At 70.0% G+C, this 22,168-nt stretch carries 14 protein-coding genes; 7 read left to right on the top strand and 7 right to left on the bottom strand.

Features of this window, described 5'->3' with window-relative positions; genetic code table 11:
- Positions 1-12: 12 nt before the first annotated feature.
- From F4559_RS18065 to F4559_RS18040, 6 genes are all read right to left on the bottom strand, one after another.
- Positions 13-4,605 carry an ATP-binding protein gene (locus F4559_RS18065; RefSeq protein ID WP_221447272.1) on the bottom strand — a complete coding sequence of 1,531 codons (4,593 nt, stop codon included), beginning with the start codon at positions 4,603-4,605 and terminating at the stop codon, positions 13-15.
- Positions 4,606-4,637: 32 nt separating this feature from the next.
- Complete coding sequence (locus F4559_RS18060; protein WP_184670217.1) at positions 4,638-6,047, bottom strand: esterase/lipase family protein; 1,410 nt, start codon at positions 6,045-6,047, stop codon at positions 4,638-4,640.
- Positions 6,048-6,156: 109 nt separating this feature from the next.
- Positions 6,157-6,621, bottom strand: coding sequence for a DinB family protein (locus tag F4559_RS18055; RefSeq protein ID WP_312865709.1), 465 nt, complete (start codon positions 6,619-6,621; stop codon positions 6,157-6,159).
- The gene (locus tag F4559_RS18050) at positions 6,618-7,226 is read right to left on the bottom strand and encodes a class I SAM-dependent methyltransferase (protein WP_184670215.1); all 609 of its coding nucleotides are present in this window, start codon (positions 7,224-7,226) and stop codon (positions 6,618-6,620) included. Before F4559_RS18050 ends, F4559_RS18055 begins: the two co-directional genes overlap by 4 nt.
- Before the next feature lie 87 nt (positions 7,227-7,313).
- Positions 7,314-8,918, bottom strand: coding sequence for an amidase (locus tag F4559_RS18045; RefSeq protein ID WP_184670213.1), 1,605 nt, complete (start codon positions 8,916-8,918; stop codon positions 7,314-7,316).
- Between the two features lie 183 nt (positions 8,919-9,101).
- Positions 9,102-11,654, bottom strand: a complete 2,553-nt coding sequence (locus F4559_RS18040; RefSeq protein ID WP_184670211.1) for a glycoside hydrolase family 3 protein — start codon at positions 11,652-11,654, stop codon at positions 9,102-9,104.
- A gap of 403 nt (positions 11,655-12,057) precedes the next feature.
- On the opposite strand from F4559_RS18040, the gene F4559_RS18035 reads away from it, so the two are divergent.
- Positions 12,058-14,379, top strand: coding sequence for a hypothetical protein (locus tag F4559_RS18035; protein WP_184670209.1), 2,322 nt, complete (start codon positions 12,058-12,060; stop codon positions 14,377-14,379).
- 232 nt (positions 14,380-14,611) lie between these two features.
- Here F4559_RS18035 and F4559_RS18030 read toward each other — a convergent pair whose 3' ends face one another.
- A complete protein-coding gene (locus tag F4559_RS18030) occupies positions 14,612-15,256 on the bottom strand; it encodes a hypothetical protein (protein WP_246445250.1) in 645 nt (214 codons plus the stop codon).
- A gap of 263 nt (positions 15,257-15,519) precedes the next feature.
- Here F4559_RS18030 and F4559_RS18025 point away from each other — a divergent pair, with 263 nt between their 5' ends.
- The 6 genes from F4559_RS18025 (at position 15,520) to cas7e (ending at position 22,168) form a co-directional block, all read left to right on the top strand.
- On the top strand, positions 15,520-15,984 hold the full coding sequence (locus tag F4559_RS18025) for a cupin domain-containing protein (RefSeq protein ID WP_184670207.1): 465 nt from the start codon (positions 15,520-15,522) through the stop codon (positions 15,982-15,984).
- A 194-nt stretch (positions 15,985-16,178) separates the two neighbouring features.
- Positions 16,179-18,488 carry a CRISPR-associated helicase Cas3' gene (gene cas3, locus F4559_RS18020; RefSeq protein WP_184670205.1) on the top strand — a complete coding sequence of 770 codons (2,310 nt, stop codon included), beginning with the start codon at positions 16,179-16,181 and terminating at the stop codon, positions 18,486-18,488.
- Complete coding sequence (locus F4559_RS18015) at positions 18,485-18,808, top strand: hypothetical protein (RefSeq protein ID WP_184670204.1); 324 nt, start codon at positions 18,485-18,487, stop codon at positions 18,806-18,808. Before cas3 ends, F4559_RS18015 begins: the two co-directional genes overlap by 4 nt.
- The gene (gene casA / locus F4559_RS18010; RefSeq protein ID WP_312865708.1) at positions 18,805-20,418 is read left to right on the top strand and encodes a type I-E CRISPR-associated protein Cse1/CasA; all 1,614 of its coding nucleotides are present in this window, start codon (positions 18,805-18,807) and stop codon (positions 20,416-20,418) included. Before F4559_RS18015 ends, casA begins: the two co-directional genes overlap by 4 nt.
- The gene (gene casB / locus F4559_RS18005; RefSeq protein WP_184670202.1) at positions 20,415-21,014 is read left to right on the top strand and encodes a type I-E CRISPR-associated protein Cse2/CasB; all 600 of its coding nucleotides are present in this window, start codon (positions 20,415-20,417) and stop codon (positions 21,012-21,014) included. The genes casA and casB overlap by 4 nt, the downstream gene beginning before the upstream one ends.
- Positions 21,011-22,168: a type I-E CRISPR-associated protein Cas7/Cse4/CasC gene (gene cas7e, locus F4559_RS18000; protein WP_184670200.1), complete on the top strand. Its 1,158-nt coding sequence runs from the start codon at positions 21,011-21,013 to the stop codon at positions 22,166-22,168. Before casB ends, cas7e begins: the two co-directional genes overlap by 4 nt.

The following is a 22,168-nucleotide window of genomic DNA, read 5'->3' as shown; positions in this document are numbered from 1 at the left end:
CGCTGGGGCGGATCACGTGGCCAGGACCGCCTGGAGGATGTCGCCGAGCGCGGTGGCTCGAGCGGGTCGCGCCGCCATGAGGGCGGCGAGTTCGGCCACCATCCGGTTGCGCTCGTCCCCGTCGGGAGCTTTCGCTTGGACGGCTTCCCGCAGGACCTCTACGGCTTCCGGCGCGTGAGCGGTTTCGTCGCTGGCTTCCGGGTCGTCGAGGACCCACGCGGTCGACCAGTGCACGGCTCCGACCCAGACGTCGCCGTACACCCCGACTTCGATGGCGGAGAGCAGGCGGAGCGTCGCTCCATCCGCTGCGGCCAATGCCTTTTGGACCCGGGCATGCAATACCTGTCGATTCTGCAGGAGTTCGTAGGCTGCGTCGATACCGTCATCCAAGGCCACTGCCAGGAGTGCCCGGTGGACATCGGCCACCAGCCCCGCGTCGTCGATGGCGGCCAACGATGCGTCCGCGTCGGGCGTGAGCAGATCTTCCGCGTGGTCGGTCAGGTATGCGGCAGAGGCGGCCCAGCCTTCGCTAGCAGTGCTCATCCACTCGATCAGGATCTCGGGGAGCACCAGCGACCGGTACACGGTGTCCACCGGGTCGCCGGACACCAGGCGTTCCAGCAGTGCGAGGTGGAAGTTGGCTGGCCCGAGCGTGGACCACTCGCGAAGTGCGGCCTGGGCAGGTGGTTCCAGGAGTTCCGGGTGTGTAGTGATGAAATCCCGCGAGTCGCGCCAGGTGAGGGCGCTTAGCCAGTCGACAGTGAGTTGAAGGTCTGCGTCGGTTATGTCCAGCCATGAGGGTGCTTCGGACGATGAAGGGAAATGGTCGGCGTGCGCCCGCACGACCAACTTCCTCGCTTCGTGATCGGCTTGTGCGATCTGCCGCAGGCTGCGGCGGATTTGGAAGGCGGTGTCGTTGTCCTCTGGCTTGGTTGAGGACAGTAGCCGACAAAGTTCGGTGACGCCCTCGCCTTGGTCGGTCTCGAGCAGAAAGACGGCCCTGTGATAGGAAACTTTGGCTGCTAGACCAGGCCGACCGGATGATTTGGTGACGATGTCGTCGTAGATCTGCACGGCTTCTTGTCGGCGTCCGATTCCCGACATCATCGCGGCGAGGTTGTTGAGGGACATGGCGAGGTTGGGGAGGTAGGCGTCGGGGTTGAGTTCGACCAGGTTGCGGTAGGTGGTGACGGCTTCTTGTGCTGTTGTGAGGGCTTCTTGTTGGCGTCCGATTCCGGCGAGCCGGTTGGCGACGTTGTTGAGGGCGCCTGCGAGGTCGGGGAGGTAGGCGTCGGGGTTGAGTTCGACCAGGTTGCGGTAGGTGGTGACGGCTTCTTGTGCTGTTGTGAGGGCTTCTTGTCGGCGTCCGACTTCCGAGAGTTGGTTGGCGAGGTTGTTGAGGGCGCCTGCGAGGTCGGGGAGGTAGGCGTCGGGGTTGAGTTCGACCAGGTTGCGGCGGAGTCGGACGGCTTCTTGTGCTGGTGTGAGGGCTTCTTGTCGGCGTCCGACTTCCGAGAGTTGGTTGGCGAGGTTGGTGAGGGCGCCTGCGAGGTTGGGGAGGTAGGCGTCGGGGTTGAGTTCGACCAGGTTGCGGTAGGTGGTGACGGCTTCTTGTGCTGGTGTGAGGGCTTCTTGTCGGCGTCCGACTTCCGAGAGGTGGTTGGCGAGGTTGTTGAGGGACATGGCGAGGTCGGGGAGGTAGGCGTCGGGGTTGAGTTCGACCAGGTTGCGGCGGAGTCGGACGGCTTCTTGTGCTGGTGCGAGGGCTTCTTGTCGGCGTCCGATTCCCGACATCATCGCGGCGAGGTTGTTGAGGGACATGGCGAGGTCGGGGAGGTAGGCGTCGGGGTTGAGTTCGACCAGGTTGCGGCGGAGTCGGACGGCTTCTTGTGCTGGTGCGAGGGCTTCTTGTCGGCGTCCGATTCCCGACATCATCGCGGCGAGGTTGTTGAGGGACATGGCGAGGTTGGGGAGGTAGGCGTCGGGGTTGAGTTCGACCAGGTTGCGGTAGGTGGTGACGGCTTCTTGTGCTGGTGCGAGGGCTTCTTGTCGGCGTCCGATTCCGGCGAGTTGGTCGGCGAGGTTGATGAGGGCGGCGGCGAGGTTGGGGAGGTAGGCGTCGGGGTTGAGTTCGACCAGGTTGCGGTAGGTGGTGACGGCTTCTTGTGCTGGCGCGAGGGCTTCTTGTCGGCGTCCGATTCCCGACATCATCACGGCGAGGTTGTGGAGAGACATCGCGAGGTTGGGGAGGTAGGCGTCGGGGTTGAGTTCGACCAGGTTGCGGTAGGTGGTGACGGCTTCTTGTGCTGTTGTGAGGGCTTCTTGTCGGCGTCCGATTCCGGCGAGTTGGTTGGCGAGGTTGTTGAGTGACGTGGCGAGGTTGGGGAGGTAGGCGTCGGGGTTGAGTTCGACCAGGTTGCGGTAGGTGGTGACGGCTTCTTGTGCTGTTGTGAGGGCTTCTTGTCGGCGTCCGATTCCGGCGAGTTGGTTGGCGAGGTTGTTGAGGGCGCCTGCGAGGTTGGGGAGGTAGGCGTCGGGGTTGAGTTCGACCAGTTCGCGGAGTGCAGTGACACCGGGACCGCTGGCCTCGACGGCGTGACTGGCCAGGTGCTGCCTCAGGTAAGGGTTCGCCTGCGTCGGGGTGGTGCCGTTGTCGGTCTGCCCAAGGGCCAAGGTGACCAGCGCTCGAATGATCGCGACGGGCACAGCGGCAGGCGTGCGGGTACGCAGGTGGGTGACCAGTTCGCGGTGGTAGAGGCGGTAGACGGCCTGATAACCGTCGCTGTCCTCGACGATGTAGCGGCCGTACTGCCGAAGCACCCAGTCGATGTCTTCCGGTTCGTATGTGGTGTCGCGACCGCCGACGGCCTGAGCGACGGCCTGCCAGACCCCGTGTGCGGGGATTCCGGCGCCACCAGCCCAGGCGAGCGCGGTGAGCAGGTCGTGGGCGGCGCCCGAAAGTTCCCGGCCGTCACGGAGTCTGGCCGGGGCGGTGGCGAGGTCTGCAGCCAAGGCTTCCTCGATACCGGCGGGAATCCTTTCCCGCCACGGCAAATCGGGGTCGGCCGCGAGAGTGTGGGCGAGTCGGGAGGCGACGATGCGGGCGAAGAGGAACCCGCCACTTGAGGTACTCGCCCGCGCGGCCAGGACCGGAGCGATTTCCGCTGCTTTGTCCGGGGCGACATCGTCGGCGAGGAGGCGGTCGCGCACGTAGGTGGCGATGTCCGAAGCCGTGTCCTGTTCCTGATCGAGGTCGAGAACGTGGACCGCCGCGCCTACGGTGCGGGTGAGCGCGGAATCCAGCGCCTCACCCGGTTCCTGGTGCGGTTGGAACGGACGATCACGGGACGCGAGCAGGACGGTACACAGTCGGCTGAGCGGAACAAGGAGCTGCTCCGCGATCGGGGTCGCCTCGCCGGGTGCGGCTTCGTCGAGGCCGTCGAGGACGAGCACTTGGCGCGTCGTGGCGTCTGCCCGTTCGAGTTGGGCGATCAGGTCGGCTGGCGTCCTTGGCACCGCGAGCCCCAGCCGGTCGGCCAGGTCCTTGGCGAGGCTCTGCACAGTCATGCCGCGCAGGTGGATGGCCGCATCCACGCTGCCGTCGCCGGGGTCCGGGTCTTCGGCCGTGAGTGGGGCGTGGGCCATGAGGTCGGCCCGTTCTGCGGCATCGGACAGGGCCGCGATCCGTCCGGCGACTGCGGACTTCCCGACGCCGGCGCTGCCGGTGAGCAGGAGCATGCCCGCCTTCTTGGCGGCCAACCAGTCCACGATCTGCCGCAACGCCCGCTGTCGACCGGTGAAGAACCAGCCCTCCTCGGTGGGGTCGATGCCCTTGGCGGCGAGGACGAGGTGCTCGACGAGCGCTTCGCCGGCCTTGGGGCGCCAGAGCGGATTGCGGAACATGGCTCGGGGCTGGCCCGTGGACACGTCCACGGCCCGCTGGGCGCCGTCCTGCCAGTCACCCAGTACGGCCTTGATGAGCGTTGCTCCGGTGATGCCCTCGTTGCGCACGCTCCATTCGTGCCGGTACTCCTCGGAACCCCTTGGGCCTTCCGTGAGCAGATGCAGCACAGCTTCCAGCAGCCGACCGCGTCCACCCTCGGCCCGCTCGTCCGCCTGGCAGGACGCGAGCACGCCGAACCAGGCGACGCGACCCTCAGGCAGGGTCTGGTCCTTCAGGAGGTCGAGAGCCTGGTCCAGGGCCGGAATCGCGCCGGCGCCGGAATGACAAGTGTCGAGGAGGATCAGGACCTGGTCGGCGCCGCTCTCCAGGCTGTGGGAGGCGAGGCTGACGGGGGAGTAGTACTTATTCGGGTTCGTCGTCCCTCTCGCGGTGTCGAAGGCGGCGAGCCGTAGGGGTTTTCCGTCCTTTCCCTCGGCGTGACCGGACCACACCACGACCGCGGGCCCGCCTTGGCCACGCGCTGACCAGTCCTCCGACCAGCGGTCGAGTTCAACGGACACGCCGACCAGCAGTGGCCGTACGACGACCTGAGATTCGTAGCCGTAAGCGGTGAGCGCGGTGGCGAGGTCGTTGACCTGGGTGACCGCTCCTTCCAGCTTCGGGAACTTCGGGTCCCGGTACTCGTCCAGGACGACGGCCACGAACGTGCCGTTTGTTTTCGGGGTGTTGTCGGTCATTCGTCGCCTTCGAGAACGAGGGTCATCGCGGTCACTGCGTCCGACGGCTGGTCACTGGACGCGTGCACGGACACGGCGTAGGCACCGGGGGAGAGGCCGTCGACCGTCGCCTCGTACCGGCCGTCCCCGAGGTTGCGCAGGACGCGTGTGACAGCCCGCCCGTCCTCGGGTTCGACCACGGCCCGGACGGCGAGCCGGTCCGATCCCCGGCCCCCGGTGACGGCCTCGGCCTCGATCCGCAGCGGCTCGCCCGGCGCCAGGAACTCCGGCACCCGCACGCCGAGCGGATGGCCGGGCTCTGCTCCCCGGTAGACGCCCGGCTCCGGGGCGAGTGCGTCGTACAGGTCTCCCCGCACCCCGGCGTGCCGCTTGATCGCCCCGTGGTTGGCGAAAGACGACCGGGCGGCGGGGTCGTCGAGGGAGACCTCCGCCGGGTAGGCCGCGAACCTCGGCACCCGGCCGTCGCCGCCTTCGTCCTTGCCCTCGATGGTCTCGATCAACCGCAGGCGACCGTCCACCACGGCCGCCGTCGTCGGGGTGGGCTGGCGTACCCCGACGACCGGGCGGCACAGCCGGTCGGAGCCGCCGGCGGCCACCCGGCCCAGGGCGGCGGTGCGGATCTCGTCGTGGAAGCGTCGGGCGTCCGCGAGCAGGTTCGCGTCGACGCCGTCCAGCGTGGTCGACAGCTCATGGGTCGTGCGCAGGCCGTCCGGGCTTTCGATGCACGCGTAGTCGGGGGTGAGCTGGTGCAGTGAGGGCAGGCTCCGGCTGAACGCGGTCAGGTCCACACCGGCCACCCGGTCCCCGTTGACCAGGGACGCCAACGCGCCGATCGACCTGCGGTGCGGCGTGCCCAACGTGACGAGCAGCCGCGTGACCTCGGCACCGCCGAGGCACTCGACCCAGTACCGGGCGATCAGGCCGCCCATGGAGTGGCAGATCAACCGCACCTGCGCGTCCGGGTGACGGGTTCGCCACCGGCCGAGTGCCTTGTCGACGCGGATCGACAGCAGGTGGGCGTTGTAGCGGCACGACAACCGCCAGTCGTAAGCGAACTCGACCAGATTCACGGCCGTGTCCGGTCCGTCGCCGGGGAGTGCGCGGCGCAGTGTGAAGGTGCGTTCCAACCAGTCGATCAAGCTGCCGTAGCCGTCGACCACCGGCCACACGCCGGGAAGCGCATGCAGGGACGGCAACAGCCCGGTGGGCACCACGCCGTCTCCGGGGTGTCCGTCGCCGATGTCCTTCGGGAGTCGCAAATCCTTGATGGAACCGGCGAACGTCCTGATCGCGCGTAAGGCCGCGCCCGGCGAGGTCCCCCACACCTCTTTGCCGTCCACCGCCAGACGACTGCCCAGAATTCCTGGGATCACGACCACCAGATCGTCGACGTGCTCGCGCCGCACCGCACCCTCCCGAAGCCACCGCCCCGGTCGGGCGTGCCGCGATCCTGGACCCCCTTCGGTCGGCTTCGGGCGCACGACACCCGCGATCACCTGAATAGACCAGCAGACCTCAGCGTCCGGTCCTGCGGTCGATCAGTTCGCGAAGAATGTCGGCGTGGCCCGCGTGTCGGGCGGTCTCCTCGATCAGGTGGGTCAGGGTCCACCGCCGTGACGGTCCCGGGCGGGGACCCGGTGCGGTGAGGTCGTCCCAGGACGCGATCACCTCCCCGGCCTCGGCCGAGACCTGACGGTAGGCGGCGACGATTCCGGCGGTGGACTCGTCGGGATCGGCGTGGAAGGTCGCCTTCCAGTCGCGCACCCGCTCCCCGAGCAGCCAGTGCCGTTCGACGTGGGTCAGGTGCTTGACCAGGCCGAGCACGTTGGTCCCCGACGGCACGCCCGGTGTGCGGGCCTGCTCATCGGTCAGCCCCTCGACCTTGGCCACGACCGCCGCCCGCAGGTAGTCGAGGAACCCGACGAGCACGTCCCGCTCTCCCGGCCCGGTCGCGGGCGGGCCGACGTCGCGCCTGGTCACGAGCGGCGGACGAGCAGGACGTGGTCGGTCACGGTGGCCCGCTGCCCGCCCGGCCCGGTGGCCTCCCGGGTCGGCGAGTCGGCCCGTTCGACCGTCCACTCCGGGCCGAGGTCGAGGTCCGCGGCGACCTCTTCAGGCGTCGGGTAGTGGAAGTCCGGGTCCTGGTTCCACGACCACGGCGCCGTCGAGCCGTGGTCGACCACGGCGAGCAACCCGCCCGGCACCAGTGCCCGCGCGGCGGCCCGCAGCACCTCCGCGCGGTCCAGGTCGAACGGCGTGTGCAGGAACTGGGCGGACACCAGGTCGAAGGTTCCGGCCGGGAACTCCTCGGCGAGGTCGACGCGCAGCGCGGTGACGTCGACACCGGCTCGTTCCGCCTTCAACCGCAACGCGTGCACGGCCGTATCGGACAGGTCGACCGCCGTCACCCGCCAGCTCCGGGCGGCCAGCCACAGGGCATCCCCGCCGGAACCGCAGCCCAGGTCCAGGACGGTGCCCGGGGTCAGCGGCCCGACGATCTCGGCCAGCCTGGGGTTCACGGTCGGCGACTCGACGACGTGGTGGGCGTAGTGCGCTTCCCAGTGTCGTATTGCCTGGTCGTTCATGGTGCTCCTCGCGGGTCGGGTAAGGGACCCACTGTCACCCGACCCGGCCCGGAACGCACGAAAGCATGCCGATCCGGCAAATTCCCGTCACGCCAGCGGCGGGGTGCTCGTCGGCGGCCGGCGGTGCCGGGTCGCCTGCTCGTAGTCGAACCCCAGGCCGAGCAGGGTCGGTTCGCTGAACGGCGTGCCCAGCAGTTCGACGCCCACCGGCATGCCGTCCGGGGTGAAGCCGGCGGGCACGGTCAGGGCCGGGAAGCCGGTGTTGGCGGCCAACGCGCAGGACCGGCCCGACGGTTGCGGCTGCCCGATCAAGGCCGCCTGTTGCGGGACCGTCGGGTAGACCAGCGCGTCCAGGTCGTGCTCGGCCATGAGCGTCGCCAGCAGTCGCTGCGCTTCCGCCCGTCGGGCCAAGCGCTCGTGGTAGGCGTCCTGCGGGCCGGTCGAGCGGCCGAGCCGGTCCTTGAGCCTGACGAGCACGGTCGGCGTGACCTGGCCGGAGGTCACGATGTCGGCCAGGGTGACCACGTCTCGCGGCGGCTCCAGCCGGGCCAGGGAGTGCGGGAACCGGGACCCCGGCCGCGCGAGGTAGCGGTTCAGGTCGCGTTCGTGCTCGTCGTTGATCACCCAGGACGCCTCGACGGCCGCGAGCAGCGCGGGTTGGGGCGGCACGTCGACGATCGTCGCGCCCTGCCCGGCCATGTCGCCGGTGGCCGCGCGGACCAGTGACGTCGTCGGCCGTTCGGGTTCCGTGGCGCCCATGAAGTCGGTGAACACGCCGATCCGCGCACCGGCCAACGCGTTGTCGCGCAACGAAGTGGTGTAGGTGCGCGGTGTCCGCCCGATCGACGCGGCGGTGGACGGGTCGTCCGGGTCGTAGCCGACCGTGGCGTCCAACACCAGCGCGACGTCGCGGACCGACTTGGCCATGGGCCCGCCGACGTCCTGGGTGTAGGAGAGGGGAGCGATGCCGAACCGGCTGGACAGCCCGAGGCTGGGCCGAAGCCCGACCAGGCTGTTGTGGGCCGCCGGACTGCGCACCGAACCGCAGGTGTCCGAGCCCAGGCCGACCGCGCCGAACGCGGCGGCGAGCCCGGCACCCGTGCCACCGCTGGAACCGCCCGGATTTCGGGTCTGGTCGTAGGGGTTGCGGGTCTGGCCGCCCAGCGAACTGATCGTCTCGACACCACTGGCGAACTCGTGCAGGTTGGTCTTGGCGACGACGATCGCACCCGCGTCGCGCAACCGCTCCACCTGCTCGGCGTCGTCGGCGGTCCGCCAGTGCCGCAACGCGAGCGACCCGTTCGACGTGGGCAGGTCGGCGGTGTCGTAGTTGTCCTTGAGCAGGATCGGGATGCCGTGCAGCGGGCCGCGAACGTGCCCGTGGCGGCGTTCGGCATCGAGCCGCGCCGCGACCGCGAGTGCCTGGGGATCCTCACGGATGACGGCATTGACACCGGGCTGGTCCGCATAGGCTTCTTCGTAGGCGTCGATGCGCGCCCGGTAGGCCTTGACCAACCCGACCGACGTGACCCGCCCCTGGGCCAGCAACTCGCCCAGGGCCGTCGCGTCCAGGTCCACCACCCAGTCGGCGGCCTCGCGACCGCCAGGTGCCGCCTCGACCGGGGCGGCGGTCGTGACCAGGAGGACGGCTCCCACCACGAGCGCCGCGGTCCTGCGCGATCGTCGTGCCATCCCGGATCCTCCCGTGCGGCGGCCACCAGACCGGCCCGATTCTGGACCGGTCGTCGTCGGGGCGGCCATCCGGCGAACGGGGCTTTCGAGGCAAGAGAAGGAGTCCTCACGGGCACAACGGTTCCGGGAAGTGCGCTTCCCGCGCGCACGGGGCCTTCCCCGGAAGGGAAGGCCCCGTGGGGACTAACCCAACTCCGCGCAGGTCTTCGCGTCCGGGTCCGCGGCGGCCTTGGGCACCCAGCGGACGTTCGAGAACGTCGCCTCGAACGGACCGTCGGTGAACACCAGGAACGGCAGGTTGACCTTCTCCAGGTCCAGCCCGGCGTCGGCCAGGCAGGAGACCGGGATCTTCACCGTGGACTTCTGGCCCGTGGTCAGGCCGGTGAACACCTTGGTCACGTCGACCTCGGCCAGGCACGGCCACGAGCAGTGCGCGCTCAACGCCGTGCGGTTGGTCGGCGCCCTGTGCACGACGACGTCGAACACCACGGCGGACTTGGCGTTGAGGTACCCGCGCAGGTCCGACCCGCCCGCCGGGTTGGCGAAGTAGACCTGGCCGGGACCCGTGCCCGACCACGTGCCGCGCAACGACGGACCGGCGTCCGGCGTGATCGAGATCGTGCTGTGCGCCGCCGTGCCGTCCGCGCCGATCTCCGTGCCATCCCAGTTGTCGGGCGAGGAGATGTAGCCCCGGTACGGCGCCACGTCGCCGCCGTCGTAGAGCTTCAGATCCTCGGTCGCCGTGCCGCCGTCGTCGCCGCCGCACCCGGTGGGCGAGGACTCGTCGAGCTGCCCGATCGCGGTGCGCTGCCACGACTTCAGGCCGTAGCCCGGCTTGAACAGCGGGTCCTGCCCCGCGGTGTTCGTGGTCTGACAGGCTTCGCGCGGCCACGAGTACGACAGCGTCCCGCTGAAGCCGTGGCGCCCGCGGACCAGCAGGTCCGCGATGCCGCCGCCCTCGGTGCCCGGCAGCCACGACGCCACGAACGCGTCCGAGCGGTTCAGTTCCTTGTTGACGTACAGCGGCCTGCCCGACACGTACACGGTCACGACCGGCGCCCCGCGACCCCGGACCTTGTCCAGCACGGCCAGGTCCCTCGGGTACAGCCTGGCCGCCTCCAGGGTCTTGCGGCCGAGGTCGCCGACGCCGTCGGAGTACGGGGTCTCGCCGATCACCGCGATCACCGCGTCGAACCCGGCCGGGTCGACGTCGCCGGTCTCGCTGAACACGACGTTCTCCGCGCCCAACGCCTCGCGCAACCCGCCGAGCACCGTGGTGCCGTTCGGGAAGTCGGCGTTGGTGTTGCCGGTGCCCTGCCAGGTCAGCGTCCACCCGCCGGTCTGGTTCTGGAGGCTGTCGGCGCTCTTGCCGACCACGAGCACCTTCGAACGCGGCTTCAACGGCAGCACGCCGCCGTTGTTCTTCAGCAGCACCTGGGATTCGCGCACCGCCTCACGGGCGAGCCTGCGCGCGTCCAGGGCCTTCGCGGACCCGGCGTCCGGCCGCGCCGAGGGCTTCACGCCGTCCAGGACGCCCGCGCGCAGCTTGACGCGCAGGATGCGGGTGACCGCGTCGTCGATGCGCGCCAACGGGATCTGCCCGTTCTCGACCTGGGCGACGGTGTTGGCGATGAACTCCCGCCAGTCGGTCGGGACCATCACCACGTCGACGCCCGCGTTGATCGCCTGCGGGCAGGAGTAGTTGGCGCAGCCGGGGATCTGTGCGACCGCGTTCCACTGCGACACCACGAGGCCGTCGAAGCCGATCTTGCTCTTGAGGATGTCGGTCAGCACCGCCTTGCTGCCGTGCACCTTGCCCTGGTCGCCCAGGCTGCCGAACGACGCCATGACGGTCTGGGCGCCGGCCGCGAGTGCGCCGTAGTAGCCCTGGCCGTGGACGTTGATCAGCTCGGCGGTGGTGGCGGGCGTGCTGCCCTGGTCGCGACCGCCGAGCGTGCCGCCGTCGCCGACGAACTCGCGGGCCGTGGCCAGCACGCCGACCCTTCGCCGGTCCGAACCCTGCAGGCCCTTCACGGCCTCGTAGCCGTACGCGCGGGTGATCCGGGGGTCCTCGGAGTAGCCCTCGTAGGTGCGGCCCCAGCGGTCGTCCTGCGGGACGGTCAACGCCGGTGCGAAGGTCCAGTCCTGGCCCGTCGCCCGGATCTGCGCCGCGGTGGCCGCGCCGATCTCGCGGACCAGGCACGGGTCGTGCGCCGCGCCGAGGCCGATGTTGTGCGGGAAGATCGTGGCGCCGTAGGCGTTGTTGTTGCCGTGCATCGCGACGTTGCCCCACAGCAGGGGGATCTTGGCGCGCGACGTGGTGGACGCGGCCCAGAAGGCGTCCGCCATGGCCAGCCACGTCCGCGGCGACGCGTGCTTGTCCATGCCCGGCGTCGACCCGCCGCTGTTGAGGATGGAGCCGACGCCGTACGTGCGCGCCTCGTCGGGCGTGATCGCGGAGATCTCGGCCTGGGTCATCTGGCCGACCTTCTCGGCCAACGTCAGCGAGCCGACGATCTTCTTGATCCGGCGTTCGTCCGCGGCGTTCGACTCGACCCGGTTGTCCACCCGGGGCCAGTCGGCCAGCACGGGCAGCGACTTCTCGATCCGGGCGCACCCGTTCTCGGTGCGCGGTTCACCCACCACGGGCTGTTTCGGGGAGGCTTCGGCCGTCGCGCTCAGGAGCGCGACGGCGAGCACTCCGGTGAGCACGACACCCAGGTGTCTGCGTGACATCGGCATGTCCGTTCTTCGGCGTGCGGCGACACGGCCCGCATCCTCACGACCGCACCGAGCCCCGGTCAAGATCGGTCCGGGAGCGCTCCCTCGCGGGTGGTAGGACGAACGGCGGTACCCGAAGTCGGTGCGGTCGCGGGACATGGGCGCGTCGCGGAGTCGTTTCCGGGGCCGGGTGCGACATACGGACCGCGCGACGACGCGCGGGTCCGGCCAGGTCGTTGCGAGGGTTCCTTCGGTTGGTTGACTACTCCCGATCGGACGCCGCCGCGCCTCGATCCGTCGACCCCGGAGTCGGGTCGCCTGGCTTCCGGGGCGGCCGACCGGGTGAAGCGGACCGGACCGGAGGCGGAGACGCGGTCCGCTACGGCACCATCCTCGCCGCCACCGGTGGGAGGGACACATGACGCGACATCAGGCCCGGGTGTCGAGCGAGTTGATCGAGGCGCTCTGGAAGGTCCTGGACGAGGACGAGTTCGACGAGGAGATCGACCGGCTCAAGCTCAATCCCGCCGACGTCGTCACGAAGGTGTCGCGAACCCCGTCGGTGGTGGAGCAGGCGTACGAGCTGTCCGCGCCGGTGGCGACCGCGGACGCGGACGTCGAACGGCACCGCCGCGACAAACCGGAGTGGTGGCCGCTGGACTGGCAGCCGACGAAGGTGGAACGCCGGTCGCTGATCGTCGCCCCGGCGGCCTTCCTCGGCTGGATCGGCCTGCTCGCGGTGTTCGGCGGGAGCATGCCGGACCTCGTGTTCGTGGGCGTGACCGCGTTGGTGCTGGCGATCTGCTACGTCTGCGCCATGATCGGGTTGCCGACGGAGTTCGTGGACGGCATCCGCTGGGCCGTGCGGCTGGCGTTCCTGACCGCCGATGGCGTCGGCGAGCGGTGGGACCTGCGCCAGAAGCTCCGGGACGAGGTGGTCCGCCCGGAGCTGCGGAAGTGGCTGAGTTCGCAGACGACACCGTCGTTCGACGTCGTGCTGGAACTGCGCAACGCGGACAGCCTCTCGCTGCCCGCCGGCGAGGGACCGCTGGTGGAGACGCCGGCGGTCCAGGCTTGTGAGCGAGAGGTCAACAGGCGCCTGCCGGGCGCGGTGGGGCTGGCCGGTACCCGGGGTGTCGGGAAGAGCACCATCATCAGGAACGCGTTGGACAACAAGTTCACGCACGAGCGTCGTCAGCCGATGCTGGGCGTCTTGACCAGTGCACCGGTCCGCTACGACGCGCGCGACTTCGTCCTGCACCTGCACGCGTGCGTCTGCCGGGCGGTGCTGGACCTGCTCGCCGACCGCGACGACCGGAGCGGCAGCGAGACGCGGCGGCTGTGGAAGCGCGAGTACGCCCGACGGCTGACGAGGGCGCGGATCGCCCGCGTCCTGGGCAACGTTCTCCGCTGGGCGGTGCGCACACTGTTCGCCCTCGGCTTCGCCGGCCTGGCCTGGGGCCGGACCGGTGATGTGCGGGTGGTGGTGCGGGAAGCGACGGCGTTCGCCGCCGACCTCGTCCCGAACGTCAGGGCCGGACTGTCCGCCGGCGACCTGCGCGTGGTGGCGGCCCTGCTGACCCTGTGGTTCGCGTTGCGCGCGGCATGGTCGCTGTGGCTGTTCACGGGGTGGCCGCTTCTGGCCTGGCTGGTGTCGTCGCTGCGGCGACGCCTCAAGAGGACCCCGGGTCCGAGGCGGCATGGCCCGCCGATCGAGGCGCTCCACAAGGTGGCGGAACAGCACCTGCGCACGATCAGGTTCCTCCAGACGCACACGTCGGGCTGGTCCGGCAAGGTCAGCGCGCCCATCGGTACGGAAGCGGGGTGGTCGAAGTCCCTGGCGAAGACCGAACAACCGTGGACCCACCCCGAGGTCGTCGACCGCCTCCGGGACTTCCTGGCGTTGGTCGTGGACGTGCTCGTCGACGGGCACGGCGTGCTCAGCGGCGTCACCATCGCGATCGACGAGGTCGACAAGATCGGTGATCCGGAGGAGGCCCAGCGCTTCCTCAACGAGATCAAGGGCGTGTTCGGCGTCCGGCACTGCCTGTTCCTGGTGTCGATGTCCGATGACGCGCTCACCGCGTTCGAACGTCGCGGCATCCCGGCGCGGGACGCGTTCGACAGCGCGTTCACCACCATGATCGACGTGCGGCCGTTCACGCTGGACGAGTCGCGGGACTGGCTCGCGCGGCGTGCCCTCGGCATCCCGGAACCGTTCGTGTGGCTGTGCCACTGCCTGTCCGGCGGCCTGCCGCGTGACCTCGGGCGCACGGCCATCGCCCTGCACGACGCGCACAAACGGCAGAAGGGGCCCTGGCACCTGGCCGACGCGGCCCGGCTGCTGGTGCGTCGCGATCTCGACCTCAAGATCCGTGCGTTCACGCACACGGCCCGCCAGGTCGCGCGGGATACGGCCGAGACGACCGGAAGGCTGCGAGACCTCCTGGAGTCACTGCGCCAGGCCGCGTCCGCCGATGTCGACGACCTGTTGCCGATCGCCGAGGCGATGCGGCGCGGCGCCGACGGCGATCCGACACCGATCACCGAGCTGAGCGCCGAGGCGGCGTGCTATCTGCTGTTCTGCCAGACGGTCGTGGACCTGTTCGGCCAGGAGGTCGACCAGGAGTCGGGGACCGGTGCGGTGGCGATCGGGATCGCCGACGCGCGTCGGTGGATGGCGGACGAGACCACCCTGGCCTGGAACCACCTGGTCGGGTTGCGGACCGGCGGGCGGTAGTGCCGGGCGGCCTCCCCGGCGCGGTCCGGTCCTTCGGCACGAACTCGGTGTGAAGCCCGGCAAAGGACCGCATCGGGCACACCACCGGCTGCTGTCGGCGAGCGGGTTCCCGCCGCCTGCGGGCGACGGCGAGTCCGTCGACGTGGGCCACGCGCGGCAACGGTCCGCCGTGCCGGATTCCGGCGATCCCCGGGTGGTGGCGGTACCCGACCGCCACCACCCGGTGCTCAGCTCACACGCACGGCGGCTGGTAGCGGTCGATGCGCAGGCCCCGGAAGTCGATCCGGTTCGGGGTCTTGCCCACGAACACGAAACCGCGGGCGTCGGTCAGCGCCGATTCGAAGGAGTACGCCGGCTTGCCCAGTTCCGGCAGCCACGTCCACTGGTCGGCGGTGAAGGCGACGAATTTCTGGACGCGCTTGCCCCCGGTCGCCGGGATCTTCACGAGCCATTTGTCGCCACCGCTCCAGTGCGACGCCGGGCGCAACTGGAGGTAGAGGTCGTCGGTGGCGCTGTAGGTCAGCCAGAAACCCGACGACTTGGACAGGTCGGCCTGGGATTCGAATTTGTTGCCCAGCCACACGACGACCACGTGCCATTCGTCCTTGAGGAACTGGACCTTCGCGGCGTAACCGCGGCCCTCGCGGACGAGCAGACTGCCGGTGGCCGGCACGGTCGTGCCCTCGCCCGAGGCCAGCCACTGCTGGTAGCGGTCGATCGACGGGGTCGAGCACTCGCAGTTCCGGCGGGCGTCATGCGCCGCCGCCCGGGCGATCGTGCCGGACCCCAGAAGGACGAGTGCGAGCCCGAGGGCGAACGCGGTGAACAGTTTGCCGAAGGTGACCGGAGTGTCACTGTGCGGTGAAGTTAAACGCATTCCGCGAAAAGTAGCACAGGCGTCGCCGGTCGAATGTCCACGAGCGACCGTCCGAAGAGGGCGTGACGTCGGGAATGTCCGCCGTCCGCCTTCGGTAGTGGTGCTTTCGCCGTAGGCGCATCGGTCCATCCGGTGGGACGGAACCGTCGAGAAAGGACGTGGAGTGCCGGCCGGGACGGAGCTGAGTGACTTTCCGATCGTGGGGAGCCGATTAGCCTCGGGCGGGAGCGGCCGAGTGGGACGACGTGGAGGAAGAGGGACGGATGACCAGCCCGTACGAGCACCTGTTCGTGAGGAAGATGCAGAGCTGCCTCGACGACCTCGTCAACGAGGGCGGCGAAGCGGGCCTGCCCGACCCGGACAACGTGGGCGCGGCGCTCGCCCTGATGCGGTCGAAGGACGTGCCCGAGAGCAAGGTCCACCTGACCTACACGTGGATCAACGAGTGCTCCGAGCCCGTGCAGTGGGTCAAGGAGCACGTGCACGACTACGACGAGGTCCTGATCTGGCACGGCAACGACCCGAACGACGTGGACGACCTCGGCGCGGAGATCTACCTGGACATCGAGGGCGTCCGCCACACGATCACGACCAGCGGTTCGGTCTACCTGCCCGCCGGCACGCGCCACTGCCCGCTCGGCTTCACCCGGGTCGACCGGCCGTTCCGCTTCAGCGCCCTGTCGCTGAGCCCCAACTACGGCTCGGCCACCGGTCCGACCGCGCCGTGACGGCCCCGCCCCGCCGGTCGTCTCGGGTCGACCGGCGGGGCGGTACCCCGGACCGGTGAATTCGACCCGGATGAATTCCGGGTCGATTGGAAAATCCCCGGATCGATCTCGCCGATTGGAACTCGGCGAGTTTTTCTGCTTCCATGTCGCACCGGTGTCGGGGATCGCCGGGTGGACATGGGGGATTGGCTGCGGTGTGGGGTAAGTGGACGTCCAAAGGCATCCACCCGCTGATCTGCCACCTGATCGACACCGCGTCGGTCGCACGCGAGTTGTCGTTGTCGGGACCGGGTTGCCGGGACGCGTTGCGGGCGGCATTCGCGCCGTTGGGCGATGCCGACGGCTGGATCGCCTTGCTGAGCGGTATCCACGACATCGGCAAGTGCTCGCCCGGCTTCCAGGGGATCAGGGGCGAGGAAGCCGCGGTCCGCCTCGACGAGGCCGACGACGTCCGTTTCGTGGCCAAGGTCGACGGCGTGCGACGCGTGGACGTGCCGCACGGCCTGGTGACCGCCGTCCACGTCAAGGACATGCTGACGTCCTGGGGCGCGGGCCTCGCCGTGGCCGACGAGATCGCCGTGACCCTCGGCGGCCACCACGGCTACTTCCCGAAGAGTTCGGCGGTGACGCAGGCACGGGCGGCGCGCAACGACCTCGGCGGCACGACCTGGGCGGCGCTCCGGGACGACATGGTGCTTCAGGTCGCGGACGCCCTGGGACTGCCCGACCCCCGCACCCTGCCGTGGTCACGGGTCGGGTTCGGCGTCGTGGAGGGTCTGACGCTCGCCGCCCTGACGACGGTCGCCGACTGGATCGCGTCGGACGTCTCCAACTACGAGTCGCCCGAAGAACCCGTCGACCTGGCGGCCTACACGAAGGCCGCGCGGGAGCGTGCGGTCAAGGCCGTGGCCAAGGCCGGTATCGACCGGTGGGTTCCGCCCACGGACACGAGTTTCTTGGCACTGCACCACGATCATCCACGTCCGGTGCAGGCGGCCGTGGAACGGCTCGTGGCCGACCGGACCGGCCCGACGCTCGTGGTCGTCGAGGCACCGACCGGCGAGGGCAAGACCCGCCTGGCGTTCCAGGCCGCGGCGACCCTGGTCCGCGACCTCGGCCCGGCCGGGGTGTACGTGGCCATGCCGACGAAGGCCACGAGCAACCAGGTCCTCGCCGAGTTCGAGAAGATGCTCAAGCGAACGGGGGATGGGACCCCGATCAGGCTCGTGCACTCCGAGGCACGCGAACACCTCGCGGAACGGCCGATCGAGCCCTCCGACGTGGGCCGCGACGACCCGGACGACTCGGACGTGGCGGCCCGGGAGTGGTTCACCCGCAAGAAAAGCCTGCTGGCCGCCCTGGGTGTGGGCACCGTCGACCAGGTGCTGCGCGCGGCCATCCGGACCGGCCACGGCTACGTGCGGCTGGGCGGGCTGTCCGGCAAGGTCGTGGTGTTCGACGAGGTGCACGCCTACGACACGCACATGACGACCCTTTTCGAGCGGCTGCTGATGTGGCTGGGCCGACTCGGGGTCTCGGTGGTGGTGCTGTCGGCGACGTTGCCGACCCGCCGCCGTAACGCGTTGACCAGGGCGTGGCAGGCCGGTCTGACGGACTCGCGGCCCAGCGCGGTCGCCGACGTTCCGAGGTGCGCCGACTACCCGCGCGTCACGGTGGCCGACGCCGCCGGTGTCGTCGCCGAGGGCGCGGACACCTCGGAGATCAACCAGGAGCGGGACGTTCGGCTGGACCACCCCGTATCCGACGACGAGATCGTGCCGTGGCTCGTGAAGCGCGCCGGATGTGTGGCTTCGATCCACAACACCGTCGGCCGCGCCAAGCACGTCTACGACGAGGTGGACAAGGCCGTAGCGCTGCTGCCCGAGGCAAAGCGCCCGAAGGTGAAGTTGATCCACGGGCAACTGGACCGCGCACAGCGTCGCGAACTGGAAGCCTGGCTCAAGGCGCAGTACGGCCCCGGCGGGCAGCGGACACCGGCGATCGTGGTGGGGACCCAGGTCCTGGAGCAGAGCCTCGACCTGGACTTCGACGCGATGCTGACCGACCTCGCGCCGATCGACCTGCTGATCCAACGCGCGGGACGCGTCCACCGGCATGCGCGACGGGGTCCGCTCGTCCTGGGCATCACGGGCGTCACCGACACCGACGGGCCGCCGGTGTTCCCCCGGTACACCGTCTACTCCCGTTACATCCTGTCGCGCACCTGGGCGTTGGTGCGGGGACGAAAGATCATCCACTGCCCGCGCGAGGTGCCCGAGTTGGTCGACAAGGTGTACGGACCGGCGGACGCCGTGCCGTGCCCGCCCGGCTGGGAGAAGGCGTGGCACCGGTACGAGGAGTCCGATCGCGCACGGGCTGAGCGGGAACTGGACCGGGCCAGGGACCTCTACCTGCCGATGCCGATCGGCGAGGTCCGCCTGGAGGGGTTGTCCGGTCATCCCCAGGACCCGCGGAAAACCCGACGGCAGGGGAGGAAGCGGTGATCAAGGTGGTGCTGCTGCACGCGGACCACGCCGTCCTCACGCCGGTGCGCGGCACCATACCCGTGGATCTGAACGGTGAGATCGACGTCGATTCGGTGCTCGAACTGGAGGACTCCGTCACGATGCTGTCCGCCCCGGACGGAGTGCCGGACGAGGTGGTGGAGTTCTTGGGGACCGCACCCGTCCCACCGGCATTCGCCCGCTCCCCGTGGCTGCGTCGACACCGTCCGCTCGTGTTCGTCGACGGCCGGTGCACGGTCGCCGGGCACACCCTGCGCTACGAGCGGGACTACGGCGTCTACGTGGAGGACGACGAGTGACGGACCGGGTGTCGTTCGACCTGCTGACCGAGCCCTGGATTCCCGTGCTCGACCTCGACGGGGACACCCGCGAGGTCGGCCTCGTGGAACTGGTGCTGGAGTCGCACCGCCTGCTGCGGATCGTGGGGGAGACCCCGCCCATGACGGCGGCGCTGTACCGCGTGGTCCTGGCGTTCCTGCACCGGGCCTGCGCGGTGGCCGACGAGTCCGCGTGGCGAGGGCTGTGGGAAGCCGATTCGTTCCATTCGGACCCTTTGGCCGACTACCTCGCCAAGTTCGGCGACCGGTTCGACCTGTTCGACCCGCACCGCCCGTTCCTCCAGTGCCCGGCACTGGCCCGGATCGCGCCCGCGACACCGGCCAAGCTGATCCCGCACCGCGCGGTGGGCAACAACGTCACCCTGTTCGACCACACGACCGCCGACGACGTGACCGTGTTCGACCCGGCGCAAGCGGCCCGCCTGCTGGTGACCACCCAGGCGTTCGACCCCGGCGGCACCAAGACGCCCTATCAGCAGGTCAAGGCCTCGACGCAGGCACCCGGCAACCTGCTGGGCGTCGTGCTGGTCGAGGGGCGGACCCTGCGGGAGACGTTGCTGTTCAACGCGTTGCTCTACGACCCCGAGCTGGAGCTGCCGCGCAAGACCACCGTCGAGGACGCCCCGGCGTGGGAAGCCGACGACCCGCCGGTGCCCGTTCCCCAGGATCGGCCGGCCCGGGGCTGGACCGACCTGCTGACCTGGCCGTCGCGGCGCGTCCTGCTGTCGCACGAGCCCGGCGGGCACCGGGTCGACGGCGTCGTGATCACACCCGGCGTCAAGTTCACCGGCGACCTGCCGCAGCACGAGAAGATGGCCGCGTTCCGCGTGTCGACGGACCTCAAGGGCAAGCCCAAGAAGGACGCGCCGCTGCTCCCCGTCAAGCTCGTGCCGCAGCGCGGGGTGTGGCGGCACAGCGTCGAACTCCTGCTGGCGGACCGTCCGGGCGAGGGCCGGTCGAGACTGCGGCCACCTGCCCTGGACCAGATCGCCGGGCTGGCCGCGCGCGGACACCTGTCCGACGCCGCCGTGTACACGTTGCGGGTGTTCGGCCAGAAGCTCGACGACAACGCCTCCGTCGTCGAGACGTACCTGGAGGAGGCGGTGGCCGCGCCGGTGGCGTTGCTGCGGGCCGAGGAGCCCTACCTCGCGGCCATGGTGGGCACGGCGATCGCGCTCGCCGACGCGGCCGGGTCCGCGGTGCGCCGACTCGTCGACGGCTACCGCGAGGAACGCGTCGGCAAGGACCGCAAGCGCCCCAAGGCCCCGCCCGGACTCGACCTGTCCTACTGGCCGAACCTGACGCGGGCGTTCGACGACCTGCTGATCGCCGTCGGCGCCGCGCACCGCGAGCACCGGTCCGAGCGCGAAGCCCTGTCCGAGTGGGCCGACCACGTCGCCGCCACCGCGCGGGAGGCGGCCGACCGCTGGGCCGAGAGCGCTGCGTCGGACGGAGCCGAGGTGGTGGTCGTGGGCAAGCACGTCGAGAAGTTCCACGACGCCGTCGACGTACTCGTGCGGACCTTCAAGGCCGAGGTGCGCCGCTACCTCACGAGAGAGCAGGACGAGTGACGGAACCATCGCTCAAGGACCGCCGCCGGGCGTTCACCTCCTACCTCTACGGCCTTTACCACGGCCTGACCTCCAGGGACCCGGTGAGGGCCGCCGAGTCGCGGCGCGTGCTCGCCCGGCTGCGGCGCATGTTCTCGGGTCCGCGCCAGGAGGCCGACGCCTACGAGTTCGTCTTCGCGCAGGACCCGCCCCGCGCCGAGGAGGAGGTCTGGCTGCTGGTGGCCGGGTTGTTCGCCCTGCACCCGCAGCCCCGACGGCACGCGTCGCGGCGCGACTCGCTGGGCGGTTCGATGGCGGATCTGCTGGCACAGCGCGGGTTCGCCGCCACCCGGCGGTTCGCCGACCTGGTCGCGCGCGACCGCGACGGACTCCCGCACCATCTGCGCCAGACGATCCGCCTGCTGGCCTCGCACGACATCCGGGTCGACTACGACCGGTTGCTGGACGACCTGGTCGTCCTGCTCGCCGCGGACCGCGAGGAGGACGCCCGACGCGTCCGTCTGCGGTGGGCGCGCGAGTTCCACCGGCCGGCCACCGCCCCCGCACCCCAGGACCCCTCGACTCCGGAACACCCCTCGACCGCGGAGACCTCGTGATCCTCGAACTGCACCTGCTCCAGTCGTTCCCGGTCAGCAACCTCAACCGCGACGACACTGGCCAGCCCAAGACCGCCACGTTCGGCGGCCGGACCCGGGCCCGGGTCTCCAGCCAGTCGATCAAGCGCGCCGCCCGGCTGCTGTTCGACGAGCACGGCCTGGACACGTCGGAGACCGGCGTGCGCACCAAGCGGCTGATCGAGCGGACCGTCAAGGTGTTGGCCGAGGCCGGTCGCGACGCCGAGGCCGCACCCGGCGTCGTGACGGCGGCACTGGAGCACCTCGGATTCGGCGTCGACCAGGAGAAGCTGCTCACCCAGTACCTGCTGTACGTGTCCCGCGAAGCGGTCGACAAGCTCGCCGACTACAGCGCGAACCACTGGGACTTCCTGGCGACCCAGGCCCAGGCCAAGGAAGCGGAGAAGAGTGCCGCCGAGAAGGGCACGAAGAAGAAGGCGCAGAGCGCGAAGTCCAAGCCCGACAAGCAGACCCAGGCCGAGGCGAAGCGCATCCTCGACGGGACCCGCGCGGTCGACGTCGCCCTGTTCGGTCGGATGATCGCCGACAACAAGGACTTCAACGTGAACGCGGCCTCCCAGGTCGCCCACGCCCTGTCCACGCACGTCGTGCGAAACGAGTTCGACTTCTACACGGCCGTGGACGACCTCAAGCCCGAGGACGAGTCGGGCGCGGACATGATCGGCACGGTCGACTTCAACTCGGCGTGCTACTACCGCTACGCCAACGTGGATGTCGAGCAACTCGTCAAGAACCTGGCCGGTGACACCGACCTGGCCGCGCGCGGCCTGCGTGCCTGGCTGTACTCGTTCATCCACGCGGTCCCCGGCGGCAAGCAGAACTCCACGGCGGCCCGGACGCTGCCCGACACCCTGCTCGGCGTCGTGCGCGACCGCGGCGCGTGGAACCTGGCCAACGCGTTCCTCAAGCCGGTCGCGGACGACGACCTCATGGCCGCGTCCACCGACCGCCTCACCGAGCACTTCGCCAAGCTCCGGGCGTTCTACGGCGACGACCGGCTCCGCGCCGTCGCCGCCGCGTCCGTCAGCGGCGGGATCGCCCACCTCGACCCCGCCGACACGGTCGCCGGCGTCGAGGAATTCACCACCCGCCTGCTCACCGCCACTCGCGCCTGA

It is taken from the genome of Saccharothrix violaceirubra (genome assembly GCF_014203755.1).
Classification (GTDB): domain Bacteria; phylum Actinomycetota; class Actinomycetes; order Mycobacteriales; family Pseudonocardiaceae; genus Actinosynnema; species Actinosynnema violaceirubrum.
This window is presented reverse-complemented; position numbering and strand designations above follow the sequence as displayed.

Excerpts from the sequence above, each read along its gene's own strand:
- F4559_RS18035 (WP_184670209.1), top strand. The coding sequence starts at position 12,058 with ATGACGCGACATCAGGCCCGGGTGTCGAGCGAGTTGATCGAGGCGCTC.
- F4559_RS18045 (WP_184670213.1), bottom strand. The coding sequence starts at position 8,918 with ATGGCACGACGATCGCGCAGGACCGCGGCGCTCGTGGTGGGAGCCGTC.
- F4559_RS18050 (WP_184670215.1), bottom strand. The coding sequence starts at position 7,226 with ATGAACGACCAGGCAATACGACACTGGGAAGCGCACTACGCCCACCAC.
- F4559_RS18040 (WP_184670211.1), bottom strand. The coding sequence starts at position 11,654 with ATGTCACGCAGACACCTGGGTGTCGTGCTCACCGGAGTGCTCGCCGTC.
- F4559_RS18025 (WP_184670207.1), top strand. The coding sequence starts at position 15,520 with ATGACCAGCCCGTACGAGCACCTGTTCGTGAGGAAGATGCAGAGCTGC.
- F4559_RS18030 (WP_246445250.1), bottom strand. The coding sequence starts at position 15,256 with ATGCGTTTAACTTCACCGCACAGTGACACTCCGGTCACCTTCGGCAAA.